The organism is Risungbinella massiliensis (genome assembly GCF_000942395.1).
GTDB lineage: Bacteria > Bacillota > Bacilli > Thermoactinomycetales > Thermoactinomycetaceae > Risungbinella > Risungbinella massiliensis.
This window is the reverse complement of the sequence record NZ_LN812102.1, coordinates 725,375-743,075: the sequence shown is the minus strand read 5'-3', so window position 1 is coordinate 743,075 and position 17,701 is coordinate 725,375. Positions and strand designations below refer to the sequence as shown.

Below are 17,701 nucleotides of genomic sequence, written 5' to 3'. Positions count from 1 at the left end.
AAGAAAGCGGTAGGAAAACTCCGGTCTTACACATGGACCGGTCTTTTCTTGAGCAGGTTCGAAAGAAAGGAAGGCGTTGAGATTGCTCCTAGAGCAAATTGATTCACCAGAAAAACTAAAGAAATTGAAAGTGGACGAGTTACCAAAATTAGCGTCGGAAATCCGCCAGTTTTTAATTGAAAGCTTGGCTGGGACAGGTGGGCACTTAGCTTCCAACCTCGGGGTAGTAGAGCTAACACTTGCACTGCATTATTTATTTGACAGCCCAAAAGATAAGCTTTTATGGGATGTGGGTCATCAAGCTTATGTTCATAAGATTCTGACAGGTCGTCGAGGCCTCTTCCCGACCTTGCGCCAAAAGGATGGACTATGTGGATTCCCTAAAATGCGTGAAAGCGAACATGACTGCTGGGAAACGGGACATAGTAGTACCTCCTTGTCAGGTGCGATGGGAATGGCTTGTGCCCGTGACCTCAAAGGGGACGACAACCGTGTTATTGCCATCATTGGGGATGGAGCACTAACAGGCGGGATGGCTTTAGAGGCTCTAAACCATATTGGAGAGCAAAAAACCAATCTGATGGTTATCTTAAATGATAATGAGATGTCAATTAGTCCTAACGTAGGCGCAATTCATAACTACTTAGGACGATTACGTACACATCGTCATTATCATAAAGTAAAAGACGAAGTAGAGTTCCTGCTTAAAAAGATTCCTGCTGTCGGTGACTTTACAGCTAAAACGTTAGAACGCGTAAAAGATGCGTTTAAGACCTTGATGGTATCCGGTGTCCTGTTTGAAAAATTCGGTTTTACTTACTTAGGCCCTGTAGATGGCCATGACTTAGAAGAGTTGATGGAATGTATGCGTCAGGCTGACCAAGTGGAAGGACCAGTCATGCTGCATGTTATCACTCGCAAAGGTCAAGGTTATCAACCAGCTGAAAATGACTCAGTTGTTTACCATGGTGTGGGTACGTACAAAATTGAATCAGGAGCTTTTGACAAGAAAAAAGCATCGGCTCCAGCATATCCTGCAGTATTTGGGGATACTCTGATGAAGTTGGCAGACTTAGATTCTCGAGTAGTAGCAGTAACTCCTGCGATGATTACGGGATCCAAACTGGATAAGTTCCAAGAAAAATATCCAGACAGAACTTTTGATGTGGGGATTGCAGAACAGCATGCAGCTACATTTGCAGCAGGACTAGCTACACAAGGTATCAAACCATTCCTTGCGATCTACTCAACATTTTTACAACGTGGTTATGATCAGTTGGTACATGACATTTGTCGACAAAAGCTAAATGTAGTACTAGCAGTAGACCGTGCTGGATTTGTTGGGGAAGATGGGGAAACCCACCAAGGAGTTTATGATATTGGATTTATGCGCTCTCAACCACATATCGTGATTATGATGCCAAAAGATGAGAACGAGCTTCAGCATATGATGTATACTGCATATCAACATAATGAAGGTCCAGTAGCCATTCGTTATTCTAAAGCCAATGGTTTGGGTGTTCCAATGGATCAAGAGTTCCGTACTATTCCGATTGGGAAATCGGAATTACTACAAGAAGGAACCGATGTAGCACTTCTTGGCTTTGGTACGATGGTGCAAACTGCGATGATTGCTGCAAAAGAATTGGCAGAACAAGGAATAAGCGCTCGCGTAATCAATGCTCGTTTTGCCAAGCCGCTTGATGAAGAACTATTGCAACAGTTACATCAGGAAGGAATTCCAATCGTTACCATAGAAGAGGGTGCGATTGCAACTGGATTTGGTAGTGCAATTTTGGAACACTATGCTGAAAAAGAACAAAAACCGGATGTAAAAGTCTTTGGGATCCCAGACTATTATGTAGAGCATGGATCGATTGCCCAGCAATTGGAAGAAGTAGGGTTAACTCCTAAACAGGTTGCGGAATCGGTAAGCAATTGGCTAAAAGTAATGCAAAGAGTCTAAAGGAGTCTGGTTGTGAAAAAAGAACGATTAGACATACTCTTAGTGGACAAGGGACTTTATACAAGTCGTGAACAGGCCCGCCGAGCAATTATGGCGGGTCTTGTCCTCGTGGACCAACAAAGAGTAGATAAAGCAGGTACCAAAGTACCAGTAGAAGCAACGATAGAAGTAAAAGGACAACTCCATCCGTATGTAAGTCGTGGTGGACTGAAATTAGAAAAAGCGCTTCGTCACTTTTCCATTGATATGACTGGAAAAGTGATGCTAGATATTGGCTCTTCTACCGGGGGATTTACCGACTGTGCCTTGCAAAATGGTGCCTCCCTCGTCTATGCCATTGATGTTGGATATGGTCAGCTTGCTTGGAAACTACGCCAAGACCCCCGTGTGGTTGTAATGGAGCGGACTAACTTCCGCTATCTAGAGCGAGATCAACTTACGGAAGCTCCTCCGAACTTTGCAAGTATCGATGTATCTTTTATCTCACTTGGTCTCATACTACCCAATTTAGCAAATTTGTTAGAAGCGGATGGAGAAGTAGTGGCCTTGATTAAACCACAGTTTGAGGCTGGGAAAGATCAAGTAGGGAAAAAAGGAATTGTTCGAGATTCCAAAGTTCATGAGCAAGTGATTCAAAATACATTGGAGATCGCAGCTCAACATCACTATCACGTAAAAGGACTTACTTATTCCCCGATTCGTGGACAAGAAGGCAATGTAGAATTCTTAGCCTACTTTTCTTGGAATCCAACGCTTCCCGTGACACAGACTTCCTCAGAGTTGATTGTACAAGTAGTAAAAGAAGCGCATGGAAATTCAAAAGCAGAAGAGGGTTCCGCCAACTGACTGCGAATATGTAGTAGAAAAGGGGGGAGTGTCGATTGTTGGATAACTTAGTCCTTTTTCTACTACTTTTTTGTATCCTGTATATTTTATTCCGCCCTTGGCTACCCTTTTCTATTCGTGCGTGGTTCTTTCCTGATAAACCAGAAGAAGCAGAACCACTTCAAGGACTAGTGCCAGATATATTACGTGAACACGGATATGAACCTGTACAAGAAAAAATCAAAACACAGGTTCACCTTGCTGTCGACGAAGAGGAATATGAAAGCCGGCTCTATTTTGATTACATTGCAAAAAGAGAGGATCAATATTACTTAGTGATCATTGCTCGAGATCGAAAGCCAGTGAAATGGTCGGGAGTAGGGTTGCGCGACTTTTTTCTGGCCTCTTTTTTGGTTGTTCAACCACTAGCTATCTTATATGTGATACCAGAACTTCGTGTGATTAAAGTGGTGGAGATCGATTTGGAGAACAGACCGAAGTGGGAGGAAAAAAAAGCTTCGTTTCCATTCAAAGCAACGTTTTCTTTTATAGCTGGTATGATGGTAATGTGGTGGATCATGAAATGAGGTGATGTATTGCAAACAGTTGGTATTTTATTAAATCCAGAAAAACCTCATGCATCAGAGGTTGCCAAAAAATTGGTAACGCTGTTAGAAAGACGTGGTGTCTCTGTCTTGCTTGAACCAACCTGTGCAGATTGTGTGAAGCGACCTGATTGTTACTCAGAGATCGAATCTTGGACTCAAGAAGTGGAAATGGTTTTTGTACTTGGGGGAGATGGAACTCTTTTAGGAGTAGCGAGAGAATTGGCTGGTCGAAACATCCCTATATTAGGAATCAACGTAGGAAACTTGGGTTTTTTATCGGAAGCAGAACCCCAGGATCTCGCTCATGCAGTAGATCGCATCATGGCAGGAGAATATAGCATAGAACGAAGAATGATGTTAGATGTCGAATGGTGGAGAAATGAAGAGCGTCTCGACCAAGGAATTGCATTCAATGATGTTGGAATAGCCAAAGGATCTTTTAGCAGGATGGTCCAATGTACAGTTACGATGGATGGTTTGCCAGTGGGGAGCTATCAAGGGGATGGAGTGATTGTCTCTACTCCTACAGGATCTACTGCCTATTCTCTATCTTGCGGCGGTCCTGTTGTGCATCCTAATATTCATGCTCTATTGTTGACCCCGATCTGTCCTCATACGTTGACAAGTCGTCCTATTGTGTTACCAGCTCAAAGTGAACTAGAAATTACAATAGAGGCCAATCATCATGAAATGGGTCTAACTATTGATGGACAGATTGGATACGCATTAGAGTCTGGTGATAAAGTAAAAATACGTCAGTCCGTCTATTATACTTACCTAGTCAAATGGAAGGAACGTTCCTTTTTTGAAGTAGTTCAAAAGAAATTACATGGATAAAAAGATACATAATAGCTAGGGAAAACGATTTTTCCTATTTATTATTATAAATGAAGTGAGGAGGTTAGAGATGAAAGTACAACGTCATATTAAAATCCGTGAAATTATAACTTCGAAAGAGATCGAAACCCAAGAAGAATTAGTAGATGAATTAAAGAATGCTGGTTATAATGTGACTCAAGCAACCGTATCACGAGATATAAAAGAACTGCAATTGGTAAAGGTTTCAACGAATAATGGAACATATAAATACTCGTTACCAGCAGATCACCGATATAATCCTTTGCAAAAATTAAAGCGCATGCTACAAGAATGTTTTGTTGGAATAGATTATTCCGAACATACAGTAGTGATGAAAACTCTTCCGGGATATGCTCATGCAATTGCCGTTTTACTAGATCATCTCGATTGGGAAGACTTAGTAGGGACGATTGCAGGGGATGATACGATCTTTATTATTGCTCGGCCTAAAGAAAAAGCCCCGGAATTGGTGGAGCGGTTCTTAGAAATGTTGTAGGAGTAGATGAGCTATGCTTCGAGAACTATCCATTCGGCAATTCGCCATCGTCGAAGAGGTAAACATAGAGTTCGAAAATGGTTTCCATGTCCTAACAGGAGAAACAGGTGCTGGGAAATCGATATTACTCGATGCCTTAGGGTTAGTATTGGGTGGAAGATCGTCCAGCGAATATGTCCGCCATGGGGCACAGAAAGCCGAAGTGGAGGCATACTTTGAGTTGGAATCCGATCATCCGGTCTGGGCAAAGCTTGTTTCGGAGGGAATCGAAACAGAAGAAGACGGTTTAATCATTCGTCGAGAAGTTTCGGAGAATGGAAAAAGTACGGCGCGGATTAATGGGAAAATGGTTACACGTGGCTTACTCCGTGAAGTTGGTTCGCTTTTGGTACAGATTCATGGGCAGCACGAACATCAAACCCTTCTTCATGTAGACGAGCATATCGAATTATTAGATCACTATGGAACAGACGAATTACGAGAACTACGCAAACAATATGAAGAGTGGTTTCACCAGGCTCAAACAATTGAAAAACGTTTAAAATCGCTTGAGTTAAACCAACAAGAATTGGCTCATAAAATAGATCTGTATCAGTTTCAGCTTCAAGAATTACGGGAAGCTAGATTGGTTCCAGGGGAAGAAGAAGAACTTCGTCAAGAACAAAAAAAGCTCTCTTTTGGGGAGAAGTTGCAGGCTAAGACAGAAGTTGCTTATCAAGCATTAACTGGGGAGTCAGGTGGTCTGGATCGAATTCGGTGGACGGCAGCGCAATTATCCGAGATATCAGATGTAGATGAAGAAGTGCAAGAAGCATTTCAGATGGTAGAAGCAGCAGCTTTTCAATTAGAAGAAGCAGTTCATTTCTTAAGTCAATATCGAGAAAAAGTGGAATACAACCCAGAACGCCTTCACGAAGTTCAAGATCGTCTGCATACCATCCAGAATTTAAAACGAAAATATGGAGAAGATGTGGAAGAGATGATAGCTTACCAAGAGAAAGTGGAGCAAGAGCTAGAGAATCTCACACATCATGAAGATCATTGTGAAGAATTGCGACAGGAACGGGATCTTTGCCGTGGTCATTTAGTAGAGCTTGCTGATAAAATGACACAACTGCGGAAAGAGGCGGCAGTCGAGTTGGAGAAGAAGGTAGAGCAAGAGTTAGGAGAGCTTCAGATGGGGAATGCTGTTTTCCATATTTCTTTCCAGACTCCGACCAAAACTCTGTACCATCGCAAGGGAAAAGATCACGTAGAATTTCATATTGCACCAAACCCTGGAGAACCACTTAGACCATTAGCCAAAATCGCCTCTGGAGGGGAAATTTCGCGGATTATGTTAGCTCTACAGAGTATTTTTTCCGGTCGTGGTCCAGTCCATACCTATGTTTTCGATGAGATAGATACAGGAGTAAGCGGCCGTGCTGCTCAAGCGATCGCAGAGAAAATTGCGAAGTTAGCAGCTCATGTTCAAGTATTATGTGTTACACACCTTCCGCAAGTTGCTTGTATGGCTGATCGTCATTTCTATATTTCGAAACAGATAATGGAGTCGTCCACACGTACAACCGTAGTCCCACTTCGATTTGATGGTAGACAGCGTGAATTGGCTCGTATGTTAGGTGGAGTCGAAGTGACAGAGACTACGCTTGAACATGCAGAGGAAATGCTTCTCTTGGCTGATCAAGTGAAAAGAAAAGTTCAGCGGAAGTTAGCATGATAACCAAGATACACCAAAAGGAAAAAGAGATAAAACGGTATAGAGATCTTTTAGTCACCTTTTGGGTGACTTTTTTGTAGGTATTATTTTCGTCTCATAGTAGTCACTCTCTAAGGCAATCTTAACAGTACATTCACCAAAGCTGTTATCGGCGGAAAGGTGGGTGGGAAGCTCAGGAGAGTGATAGTGTGAATCAGTATTTCCGTAAAGGATTTGGTCTTCTCCTGGTGCTTTTCCTCCTCTTGGGCAGCACTTCTTCTATCGCCAATCAGATAGCTAAGTTCCCTCAAGAGCTTCGAATGGTCCGAGGAGAGTGGAAAGAATTTCAATTCTTACTTCCTGTCTGGGCAACTGCGACTGTTCAAAATCCAACAGTCGTAAAAGTAAATGGTTCCACCGAGCAAGCAGTTTCTCTCCAATTGGATCGTCCTTTACGTCTAGAATCTCATCAGCAGGGTAGTACCAGGTTGACGTTAAAGCTTTTTGGGACATTTCCGTTAAAGAAACTGGATATTCGAGTCGTACCCGAACTGAAAGTAATTCCGGGAGGGCAATCAATCGGTGTCAAATTGAAGGCAAATGGAGTTTTGGTAGTGGGTCATCACCAAGTCCAGACTAGCCAAGGTCCTGTTACTCCAGCAGAAAAAGCGAAACTCCAAATCGGGGATTATATCATTCGAGCAAACGGAAAAGAAATTCATTCTGTTCAAGATATGTCTTCGGAGATTCGTAAATCAGGAGAGGCAAAAAAACCGATTCAATTAACCATTCGTCGAGACAAGAAGGAGATCACTACTCAAATTGGTCCTGCTTTAGACGCAAAAGAGAATCAGTATCGTCTTGGAGTCTATATTCGAGACTCCGTCGCAGGTGTCGGTACTCTGACTTTTTATGATCCAGCGTCCAAAAACTATGGAGCTTTAGGGCATGTTATATCGGATGTTGATACAGGACAACCTATTGAAATCGGCGGTGGAAAAGTAATTCATTCCAGTGTCACCTCGATCCAAAAAGGGGAGTCAGGTGAACCTGGTGAGAAGAGAGCAATCTTTTTCCGCGAGGACCAAGTGCTAGGAAACATTAACAAAAATACTCCATTCGGCATTTTTGGCAAGATGGATGAAAAGCCAGATCAAGGATTACAAAAAGAAGCAGTACCGATTGCGCTAAGGGAGCAAGTAAAAGAAGGGCCTGCAAAGATATTAACAGTCGTTGACGGACAAAAAGTGGAGGAGTTTGACGTACAAATTACACATGTAACTCGTCAAAATTTTCCCGCTACCAAAGGGATAATTATTAAGGTAACAGATAAGCGTCTCTTGGAAAAAACCGGGGGGATTGTCCAAGGGATGAGTGGAAGTCCTATATTGCAAGATGGAAAATTGGTGGGAGCAGTAACCCACGTATTTGTAAATGATCCGACTTCTGGATATGGTACATTTATTGAATGGATGTTACAGGATGCGGGTGTAATCAATCAATCAGCGGATGCCTTAGGCTCCGCTTTTTCATTTCCTTAAATTGGTAAAAATTACAATAGATACAGAAGGAAGACAGACTAACTATGTCGAATTGAAAGATATCTGAGGAACCGGTTAGGGGGAGCTTGTTTTGAAAAAAATACAAGTAACTCTCGCTGATGATAATCGTGAGTTTGCTGAATTACTTCGGGATCATTTAGCATCCCAAGAAGATATTGAAGTGATTGGAGTAGCTCACAACGGCGGCGAAGTTATGGAGATGTTGAAACAACAAGTACCAGATATTTTGGTTTTAGATATTATTATGCCTCATTTAGATGGGCTAGGAGTCTTAGAGCAACTTCAAGAAATATCATTGCCTAGAGCACCCAAGATCGTGATGTTAACTGCATTCGGACAAGAAAATGTGACACAGCGTGCAGTGGAGTTAGGCGCCTCTTATTACATTTTGAAACCGTTTAATATGGATGTTCTCACCAACCGTATTCGACAGTTAGTAGATATGCCAACCTCATCTCCTCGTGTAAAAACAACAGCAACAGTGCCAGTATCTACATCCAGTTCAAAACCCAATAACTTAGATGCCAATATCACCAATGTGATCCATGAAATTGGTGTTCCTGCTCATATTAAAGGGTATCTTTATCTGCGAGAAGCAATCACCATGGTATATAACGAAATTGATCTCTTAGGCTCGATCACGAAAACACTATATCCTCGGATTGCCGAAAAATACAACACCACTTCTAGTCGGGTAGAGCGTGCCATTCGACATGCTATTGAAGTAGCATGGAGTAGAGGGAATATGGATTCGATCAAGTCTCTCTTTGGTTATACGATCAATGTAACCAAAGCAAAGCCAACCAATAGTGAGTTTATTGCGATGGTAGCGGATAAGCTACGTATCGAACATCGAGCAGGTTAACGAAAAAAACAATGGAATACGTTATCAAGCGAAAAAAACCGTTTCTCCACAAAGAGTAACGGTTCTATTTTTTCAATATACAGTCTATATTGACTTTTTCTGTAATGCTACAATACGAAAAAAATGTGGGAGAGCAAAATTAGAATAGGTGGCAAATTTGCTATGTAGGCGCTTTTGTAACTCTATACGTTGTGTGTTGTTTAAATTACTATACCACGATAAGGTAGAGACCCTGCCCAACCATGTATTTACATCAAACGAAACCTCGTATTCAGTTTGCCACGCCAAAAAAGCTTGAAGCCCCTGTTGATGTAACTCTTCCAAACTATGGATGGAAAAACCGAATAAACTAGGGATCGGAGTACGTATCTCTTTTTCTGGTATATAGTTGGAAGCGATCTCAAAGGTTTGATCTAAAATGGGGTGAGGGTTATTTCCTGTATTGATAATCAATAACTGACCATCTGGCTTTAGGACTCTTGCTATTTCTTTGGATGCCTGTACAGGATCAAACCAATGCCATGCACGTAGAATTGTCACCATATCAAATGAGGCGTCATCCATGGGGATTTTCTCGGCCGTTCCTTGAAGATACTCTATAGGGGATTGATGCTTCTTTGCCTGTTCCAAGAGTTCTTTGGATGCATCGACACCAACAACATCTGCACCTGAATTTTGAAGGAATCGGCTTAACACACCCGTTCCACAAGCTAGATCCAAAATGCGCTTATTGGTTATCTTGATATCTAAATTCTGTAGAGATTCGAATAAGTGAATAGGGAAATCATTGCGATAGAGGTCATATTGTTCAGCGACTGTTCCAAAGTTCGCATTGTTTGGTAGCAATTTGATCCCTCCTTCTTTCCTATTATAGCAAATCTTCGGAAATGAAATGTTTGGAGAATAAGTAGGGATAAAAGTTGTTGTTTAGAACTTGAATATAAAGTTATCCTGATCCAAAATCAAATTACCATGAAAATTATCTATTTTTCGAAGTAAGGAAAGGATGTATTTATGAAAATGGTCTGCCATTTGGTTTAAATGCAATATATTTTGAATGGATTGTTTTTCCACAAGCAGCCACTTATAATTAACTAGGTGAAATAAATGGATAAATAGCATGAGACAAAGGATGGGTATAGTTTGCAAGAAACTCCTAAACCAGAAAAAAGGGAACGTTTAGATTGGAAAAAGTTTTATGGACTTATTCGAGATACTAAAGTGTCCAAAGTATTGTTAACTTTAGCAATTGGACTTTCCCTTATTCAAACGTTAGCTAGTTTAATCGTCCCTTGGTTTACCAAGAACTTAGTAGATGATTTGTCCGCTACCTCGTTATCCCCTGGAGTGATCGGTTTATTGGCAGGAGCTTTTCTCCTTCAGGCGATAGCAGGAGCGATTTCCACGTATTTTCTCTTTTATGTTGGAGAAAGTGTTGTCCTTAACTTACGTCGGAAACTGTGGAACAAGACACTTGTTCTTCCGGTCTCCTATTTTGACCAGCACCGTTCAGGAGATATCATCAGTCGAATTAGCAATGATACTCTTCAAATCAAAGACCTAGTGTCTAACCATTTGGTTACGATGTTCTCTAGTGTGATCTCGATTATCGGTGCTATTGCGGTACTCTTTTATCTGGACTGGCAGATGTCACTCGTTATATTAGGAATTCTACCTGTCATATTCCTTTTGATTCGTCCGATGGGGCGTAAGATTTATTTTATCTCACGTGACTTGCAAAAAGAGACAGCCGGTCTGACTAGTATGTTAACACAAATCGTCTCCGAGATCCGGTTGGTCAAATCATATGTAGCAGAAGACCATGAAAAGGATCAAGGTTCTCAGAAGATCTCCCATTTGTTTCAGTTTGGACTGAGAGAGGCCAAGATTATCTCCATCTTACAACCGCTTATCTTCTTATTGATGACGATTATGTTGGTTGCAGTCATCGGATATGGTGGGGTGCGGGTAGCGACTGGAGCACTTACCGCAGGCGAATTAGTTGCTTTTATTTTGTATCTTTTTCAGGTAGTAACACCAATGAGTTTATTTGCTCGATTCTTCACTAGTCTACAAAAAGCAATGGGTGCGACAGAAAGACTTCATCAAATCCTAGATTGGGATGAGGAGCTAGAAGATGAAGGATTAGTCGATGTCAAACCGACCAAAAGTTTAAAATTGGATCATGTTCGCTTTGGCTATGGAGATAATGATCCAGTTATCCGAAATGTATCGCTTGAGATACCACCAGGTAAGGTAACGGCCATCGTTGGTCCTAGCGGAGCAGGGAAAACAACGCTTTTTTCTCTATTAGAACGCTTCTACCAACCAACTGATGGTCAGATTTATCAGGGTGGAACTCCGATCGAAGATTTTTCGCTACGGGCATGGCGTTCTCAATTTGGCTATGTTTCACAAGAAAGTCCGCTTCTAGCAGGTACGATTCGAGAGAATATCTGTTATGGAATGAAACGGGAAGTGACAGAGGAAGAGTTGAAGTACGCTGCCAAATTAGCTAATGCATTAGAATTTATTGAGGAGCTACCTCAAAGTCTGGACACGGAAGTGGGGGAACGAGGAATCAAGCTGTCAGGAGGTCAACGTCAGCGAATCGCGATTGCTCGTGCACTGCTACAAGATCCTGCAATCTTAATGTTAGATGAAGCAACCTCCAATCTGGATTCACAGTCTGAAGTGGCGGTGCAACAAGCGCTTCAGACACTAATGGAAGGGCGTACGACGCTTGTAATCGCCCACCGTTTGGCTACAGTAGTTCATGCTGATCAGATTGTAGTATTGGAGAAGGGTGAAGTAACAGGAACCGGTACCCACCATGAACTGTTAGAAAACCATTCCCTTTACCAAGAACTGGTACAACATCAATTTCAACGGGATTTGATGCCTGGGGTGGTACAAGAAAAAAACAGTCCATCCCAAACAAACTCCTAACAGAAGTTAGGAGTTTGTTTATATTCTAATCTTGGCTGTTTGCAACTGGGAATAGTGATAAATCTAACTTACATTTATTAATTATTACCCGTTCAATACTTCCCCTCCATTTACATGTATCACTTGTCCTGTTACATAAGAAGAATCTTCTGATGCCAGATAAACATAAGTAGGCGCTAACTCGACAGGTTGTCCAGCTCGACCCATCGGAGTGGTGGAACCGAAGGTAGATACTTGGTCAGGTGGGAAAGTGGAAGGGATGAGTGGCGTCCAGATCGGACCAGGAGCTACTCCATTTACTCGTATTCCCTTCTTTACCAACTGTAGTGCCAAAGAGCGGGTAAAGGTAGTAATTGCCCCTTTGGTAGCGGAGTAATCAAGAAGTTGCTCATTGCCTAAGTAAGCTGTGACCGAAGTAGTGGTAATGATGCTACTCCCGGTGAGAAGATGTGGCAAAGCTGCTTTGGTCAAGTAAAACATGGAAAATAGATTGGTACGAAACGTTTTTTCTAGTTGAGTATTAGTGATATTGGTGATCATATCTTGAGGAGTCTGCTCGGCGGCATTCAAAACTAATGTATCAATTCGAGAGAGTTCATTCATGGTTGTTTCAATTATTTTTTGACAATGTGTTTCTTGCCCGATGTCACCTGGAATAAGGAGACAGTTACGCCCAAATTTTTCGATGTAGGATTGGGTTGCTTTTGCATCTGTGTCTTCATTTAGGTAGCTAATTACAACATGTGCACCTTCTTTGGCAAAAGCGATTGCAACAGCACGTCCAATTCCACTATCTCCCCCCGTGATAATTGCCACTTTGTCTTGTAATTTTCCAGAACCACGGTATGTCTTGCGATCAAATTCAGGTAGCGGGTTCATCTGGCTCTCTATTCCAGGTTGCTGTGTTTGATGTTGTGCTGGAAAGGTAGGTTTGGGTTGTTTTGTACTAGACATATACTACATCCTTTTTGTTTTTGTGTAGTTTGCCTCTTCCGATTGAAAAAATGATGAAAGATATGTAGGAGAAATGAGTACAATCTGGTCATCTTAAAAAGTGCAAAAGAAAAACGCTAATGGAAAGGTTACTCCTTAGCGTTAGATGATCCTATGGTACCTGCTTTTTTTCTCTACGATATAGAATTTGTCGATATTCGTCCCGTTTTATTCTAGATTGTGCAAATGCTTGTTCAGCTAATTCATATTGTTTGCTTTGCATATGTTGCCGGTATGCTTTTTCCAGAGGTGCTACTTGTTCTTGGTAAAAGAAATTGGCGATGTTAGTATATTTTCCTTTTTTCGGTCGTTGGGTTGCTCTTTCTCTGTTTCGTGTCTTTTTTGCCATTTCCGCTTTCCCCCTCTAGTACGGTTGCCATAAGACACGACGTGCAGTATCATAGCGATCATTGACTCGGTTCCAATCAACCACTTTAAACCAGTTCTCAATATATGCTTTTCGTTTATTGGGGTATTTCAAATAATAAGCATGTTCCCATACATCGAGTGCAAGGATCGGAATCTGATCTTGTTGTGAGAGGTTTTGGTGCTTTTCTGCTTGGAGAATTTCCAAGCGTTGTGCTCTTGGACTCCAGATTAAGAGCGCCCAACCTCCACCTTCTACTTTTTCAGCAGCCTGGGAAAAATGTTCTTTGAATGCCCGATAGCTACCAAAATCTCGAATAATCTGATCTCGTAAGTCTCCTTTTGGTTCGCCACCAGCACCAGGACTCATGATGTCAAAGAAGATAGTATGAAGATAGTGACCAGCACCATTAAAAGCTAGTTCCCGTTCCCAATGCTTGACTAGATCGTAATTCCTTTTTTCGCGTGCGTTTTGTAATTGTTTTTCTGCCTTGTTGAGATCATTTACATATTTTTGATGTAGCTCAGCATGATGAATTCTCATCGTCTCTCGATCAATATATGGTTCCAAAGCATCATAACTATAGCGTAAGGGAGGTAATTTGTGTTGACCAATCGGTACAGGTCGATAAGGTGCTACAGAAATAGCTGTAGAATCTTTTTCAATTGCGGAAGGTTCCACTTCGGAATCTTCCGTATCTTGAATACTTAGTGTTAGAAGTTCTCTTCGTTCACGACAATATCGTTGTAATGCGATTAATTCTTCCCATGCTTGGTAATAAGTAGCGGGTTGTATCGCATATTTGATGGAACGGGTAAGAGCTCGAAAACGCCCAAGAATCTCTTGTTGTTCTTCTTGTGGAAAAAATTCTGCCTGCTGTTGACAGTCTTGAAGCATATCGTTAAGTGGTTTTTTCATCCAATCCAGCCAGTCATACTGCATAAAAAAACCTCCTTCCATTAGATCGTATATATAGATCTCTATGAAAGGAGGAGTTTGTCTTATAACGGAAGAGCAATAACGATAAAGTAAGGGGATTTTTTTGATGATTAATCAACTAATTTAAATTTACATTATATTTAGATAACTATCAATAATATTATTAAGAGTAATGATTTCGATTCGGTTTCTTCGAAGTTTTTTTATCTCTTCATTGGACCAGAAACTTGTAATAACAACGACGATCATACTAATTTATATGATCGTCGTTGGTTATCTATCCAAATGGTTTTTTCCTACACCTTCTCTAAAAAATTCCCGCCTTTTTTCTTATTCCGTGCTTTTTCTGCCCGTTCTTCTTCCGTTAGTAGCTTATCCTGTACTTTATAATTTTTTTTCTCCCGATAAAATATGAAATGTCCGATTATAAATAGTCCCATTCCAAATGCTCCAATTCCTTTTAAAAAGGGCAACCATTGGAAATCTCCACCAGCGGTGTATTCAAAAAAGAGGTCTCGAAGTGTTGTCCAACCATAGATAGCCAGCACTCCTGGTAAGCAAACCAAAGTAATTGCGATAATTCGTTGGATAACTGGTTTCATACTTGTAATTTCCGCCCTTCCTTTTTCATACTTTTCATGTTATCGCAAACCCATCATTCTTTCTAGATGATATGTTAATATGGGAAGGGAACAGAAAAATGGAGAAGGTGCTAGGATGCTAAAATTGGTGATGGTAGGGGCTCCTGATGAGGCGTATCGTTCGTTTGCTTCCTTGCAAAAAGTTGCTGAGTGGGTGGAATGGATTGGGTATGTTTCAAATGAAGATAAGCCGTTTTGGCTGACGGAGACAGGGGAAAAGATCTCGGTTCCGATCCCTACTGCCAAGTCAATCCAACCTTTTCTCCAACTGGAACCCAATGTAATAGTAGACTTCTCGAATAGGAAACTACTGAGGGATTTGCCTAACGGAAGTAAGTCTTTGATCATTTCTGGTGATAATTTAGAGGTTTGGGAAACCATCATACAGTGGCTTGTATTATTAACTAGTAGTGGTCAGACCACTTCACTAAACAATGTAAAAGAATTGGAACAGCTTACTCAACAAGTTCATGATCTAGAAGGGATGAAAAGCTTTTTTCAAGCGATCATCAATTCCTTTGATGATGCGATTTCCGTAGTAGACACGGATGGAAAAGGCTTTTTGATCAATCCAGCATATACCCGACTCACTGGGCTCACATCAGAACAAGTAATAGGAAAGCCAGCAGAAGTAGATATCGCCGAGGGAGAAAGCATGCATCGGCAGGTACTCCAAACTCAAGAACCAGTAAGAGGAGTACAACTCAAAGTAGGACCAAACCGCAAGGAAGTGGTCGTGAATGTGGCACCGATTTTGGTGGGAACGCAGTGCAAAGGTAGTGTTGGAATCATCCATGATCGTTCAGAGTTGGAGAAGTTGAGCCAAGATCTTATGCGTGCCAAGAGTATCATTCGCCGTCTAGAAGCAAAATATTTGTTTGAAGACATTATCGGGGAAAGCGAAGAGATGAAATTTGCAATTCAACAAGCAAAGCAAGCAGCGACCACCCGGGCAACAGTGTTACTTAGAGGTGAGTCAGGTACAGGGAAAGAGCTTTTTGCACATGCCATACATAATGCAAGTCAACGTAGGTTAGGCCCTTTTGTGAGGGTTAACTGTGCGGCACTAGTTGGCTCTCTATTGGAGAGTGAGCTGTTTGGCTATGACGAAGGGGCTTTTACCGGAGCTAGGCGCGGTGGAAAAAAAGGTCTCTTTGAAGAAGCGAGCGGAGGAACGATTTTCCTCGATGAAATTGGAGAAATGGACCTATCTACGCAAGCAAAACTACTCCGCGTTTTGCAAGAAAAAGAGGTGGTTCGGGTCGGGGGAACCAAGGTGATATCAGTGGATGTGCGAGTGATTGCTGCGACCCATGTCCCCTTGGAACAAGCAATACAGGAACGTAGATTTCGTGAGGACTTATATTATCGTCTAAATGTTTTTCCTATTCATATCGCTCCCCTGCGTTTGCGAAAAGATGACTTGTTAAAATTGACAGAGTACCTGATTCACAAACTGAATAGAGAATATGGGCGAAATGTGACAGGACTCTCAGAAGAGGTGGAAATACTACTTCAATCGTATGATTTCCCAGGAAATGTCCGTGAGCTAGAAAACTTATTAGGACGAGCGATGATTCAGATGAAGTTCTCGGATCAAGTAATGGAAAAAGAACATTTTCCAATGCTGATCCAATCCGATGGGATGGAAGTTAAACCAAAGAATCATGTTGTTTCTCTCAAAGAGCAGTTAGAAATGGCAGAGAAAGAGATCTTGCATCGTACGATGGAAGAGTTTGGTAACCATAAAGGACAAGTGGCGAAGCACCTTCGGATCTCCATTCGAAGTCTCTATTACAAATTAGAAAAATATGGTATATCGATGCAGTAATTTGCAGATTTAATTGTATGTTGTGCAGAATTTTGCAGATGCGAAATGGGAAAGCTAACGGTTTTTCAAATTACGCGGGTTGGCACGAGACTTGCATATTATCCATTGACCGTTAACGTAAATTTTTCTTCATTGGGGAACAATGAAGGCAAACAATCGAGTAGAGGTGTAGAACGTGGAGAAATTGACAACTTTTGAACAAATCTTAAAAAGAGCAGAATCGCTGCCATCCGTAACGGTCGCTGTGGCAGCAGCTGCCGATCATGAAGTATTAGAAGCAGTACGAGACGCAAAACAACATGGTATTGCACAATTTCTCTTGTTTGGAGATCAAGACAAAATAAAGGAGATTGCAGCCGAAATTGGGTTGGAATTGGCAGAAGAAGAAGTAACCCATGCTAAAAGTGTTCAAGAGGCAGCACTCCTAGCGGTAACAGCGGTGAAAGAGCGTCGTGCAGATGTAATGATGAAAGGCATGGTACAAACCTCCGACTTCTTGCGTGCTGTTTTGAACAAGGAAAAAGGGTTGCGCACAGGTAAGGTGTTAAGTCACGTTGCTAGTTTCGAGGTTCCTGGTTTTGACCGCCTCATTCATGTGACAGACCCTGCTTTAAACGTGGCGCCTACACTACCAGAAAAAGCACAGATCACTCAGAACATCATCGACTTCTGTCACTCTCTTGGAAATACGGAACCAAAGATTGCAGCATTGGCTGCGGTGGAAGTAGTTAATCCTAATATGCAAGCTACTTTAGATGCAGCAGCTCTGTCACAAATGAACCGCCGTGGTCAGATTAAAGGCGCTTTGGTAGATGGACCTTTTGCTTTGGATAACGCGATTTCGCTGGAATCGGCTGAACATAAAGGTGTAACGGGACCTGTAGCAGGTCAGGCGGATGTCTTGCTTGTTCCGGATATTGAAGCAGGAAACATTTTATACAAATCTATGGTTTACTTCGCAAAAGCAAAGATCGGAGCACTCGTTCTAGGTGCGGCTGCACCAGTGATCTTGACTTCTAGAGCAGATTCTGCAGAAGCGAAACTCTACTCGATCGCGATGGCGGTATTGCAAGCAGACTACACAAAGCGGAGATAATGGGGG

General features: G+C 41.7%; 16 protein-coding genes. 11 read left to right on the top strand and 5 right to left on the bottom strand.

The features are described from left to right. Positions 1-82 precede the first annotated feature (82 nt). The 8 genes from dxs (at position 83) to spo0A (ending at position 8,879) form a co-directional block, all read left to right on the top strand. On the top strand, positions 83-1,966 hold the full coding sequence (gene dxs, locus VJ09_RS04200) for a 1-deoxy-D-xylulose-5-phosphate synthase (RefSeq protein WP_044640378.1): 1,884 nt from the start codon (positions 83-85) through the stop codon (positions 1,964-1,966). Positions 1,967-1,972: 6 nt separating this feature from the next. Beyond that, positions 1,973-2,812, top strand: coding sequence for a TlyA family RNA methyltransferase (locus VJ09_RS04195; protein ID WP_044640377.1), 840 nt, complete (start codon positions 1,973-1,975; stop codon positions 2,810-2,812). A 35-nt stretch (positions 2,813-2,847) separates the two neighbouring features. After that, on the top strand, positions 2,848-3,378 hold the full coding sequence (locus VJ09_RS04190) for a hypothetical protein (protein ID WP_044640376.1): 531 nt from the start codon (positions 2,848-2,850) through the stop codon (positions 3,376-3,378). 9 nt (positions 3,379-3,387) lie between these two features. Further along, the gene (locus tag VJ09_RS04185; RefSeq protein WP_044640375.1) at positions 3,388-4,236 is read left to right on the top strand and encodes an NAD(+)/NADH kinase; all 849 of its coding nucleotides are present in this window, start codon (positions 3,388-3,390) and stop codon (positions 4,234-4,236) included. A gap of 70 nt (positions 4,237-4,306) precedes the next feature. Continuing rightward, a complete protein-coding gene (ahrC, locus tag VJ09_RS04180) occupies positions 4,307-4,753 on the top strand; it encodes a transcriptional regulator AhrC/ArgR (RefSeq protein WP_044640374.1) in 447 nt (148 codons plus the stop codon). Between the two features lie 13 nt (positions 4,754-4,766). Beyond that, on the top strand, positions 4,767-6,473 hold the full coding sequence (gene recN, locus VJ09_RS04175; protein ID WP_044640373.1) for a DNA repair protein RecN: 1,707 nt from the start codon (positions 4,767-4,769) through the stop codon (positions 6,471-6,473). Between the two features lie 188 nt (positions 6,474-6,661). Next, positions 6,662-7,993, top strand: coding sequence for a SpoIVB peptidase (gene spoIVB, locus VJ09_RS04170; protein WP_044640372.1), 1,332 nt, complete (start codon positions 6,662-6,664; stop codon positions 7,991-7,993). Between the two features lie 91 nt (positions 7,994-8,084). Beyond that, positions 8,085-8,879 (top strand): sporulation transcription factor Spo0A, encoded by a 795-nt coding sequence (gene spo0A, locus VJ09_RS04165; protein WP_044640371.1) that lies wholly within the window; start codon positions 8,085-8,087, stop codon positions 8,877-8,879. 84 nt (positions 8,880-8,963) lie between these two features. Here the strand turns inward: spo0A and VJ09_RS17455 are convergent, their stop codons facing one another. Further along, positions 8,964-9,725 carry a class I SAM-dependent methyltransferase gene (locus VJ09_RS17455; protein ID WP_052807210.1) on the bottom strand — a complete coding sequence of 254 codons (762 nt, stop codon included), beginning with the start codon at positions 9,723-9,725 and terminating at the stop codon, positions 8,964-8,966. Positions 9,726-10,022: 297 nt separating this feature from the next. Between VJ09_RS17455 and VJ09_RS04150 the strand changes: the two genes are divergently transcribed. After that, the gene (locus VJ09_RS04150; RefSeq protein WP_044640369.1) at positions 10,023-11,828 is read left to right on the top strand and encodes an ABC transporter ATP-binding protein; all 1,806 of its coding nucleotides are present in this window, start codon (positions 10,023-10,025) and stop codon (positions 11,826-11,828) included. An 84-nt stretch (positions 11,829-11,912) separates the two neighbouring features. On the opposite strand, the gene VJ09_RS04145 is transcribed toward VJ09_RS04150, so the two are convergent. From VJ09_RS04145 to VJ09_RS04130, 4 genes are all read right to left on the bottom strand, one after another. Then, positions 11,913-12,782, bottom strand: coding sequence for an SDR family oxidoreductase (locus VJ09_RS04145; protein ID WP_044640368.1), 870 nt, complete (start codon positions 12,780-12,782; stop codon positions 11,913-11,915). 151 nt (positions 12,783-12,933) lie between these two features. Further along, positions 12,934-13,170 carry a hypothetical protein gene (locus VJ09_RS04140; protein ID WP_044640367.1) on the bottom strand — a complete coding sequence of 79 codons (237 nt, stop codon included), beginning with the start codon at positions 13,168-13,170 and terminating at the stop codon, positions 12,934-12,936. Between the two features lie 15 nt (positions 13,171-13,185). After that, entirely contained in the window at positions 13,186-14,130 is a 945-nt protein-coding gene (locus VJ09_RS04135; protein ID WP_052807209.1) for a superoxide dismutase, read from the bottom strand. 293 nt (positions 14,131-14,423) lie between these two features. Next, positions 14,424-14,729: a DUF2627 family protein gene (locus VJ09_RS04130; protein WP_082050397.1), complete on the bottom strand. Its 306-nt coding sequence runs from the start codon at positions 14,727-14,729 to the stop codon at positions 14,424-14,426. A gap of 115 nt (positions 14,730-14,844) precedes the next feature. Between VJ09_RS04130 and VJ09_RS04125 the strand changes: the two genes are divergently transcribed. Both VJ09_RS04125 and yqiS read left to right on the top strand, forming a co-directional pair. Continuing rightward, entirely contained in the window at positions 14,845-16,599 is a 1,755-nt protein-coding gene (locus tag VJ09_RS04125) for a sigma-54 interaction domain-containing protein (protein ID WP_052807208.1), read from the top strand. A gap of 184 nt (positions 16,600-16,783) precedes the next feature. Beyond that, positions 16,784-17,695 (top strand): phosphate butyryltransferase, encoded by a 912-nt coding sequence (gene yqiS / locus VJ09_RS04120; protein WP_082050512.1) that lies wholly within the window; start codon positions 16,784-16,786, stop codon positions 17,693-17,695. Positions 17,696-17,701: the final 6 nt, after the last annotated feature.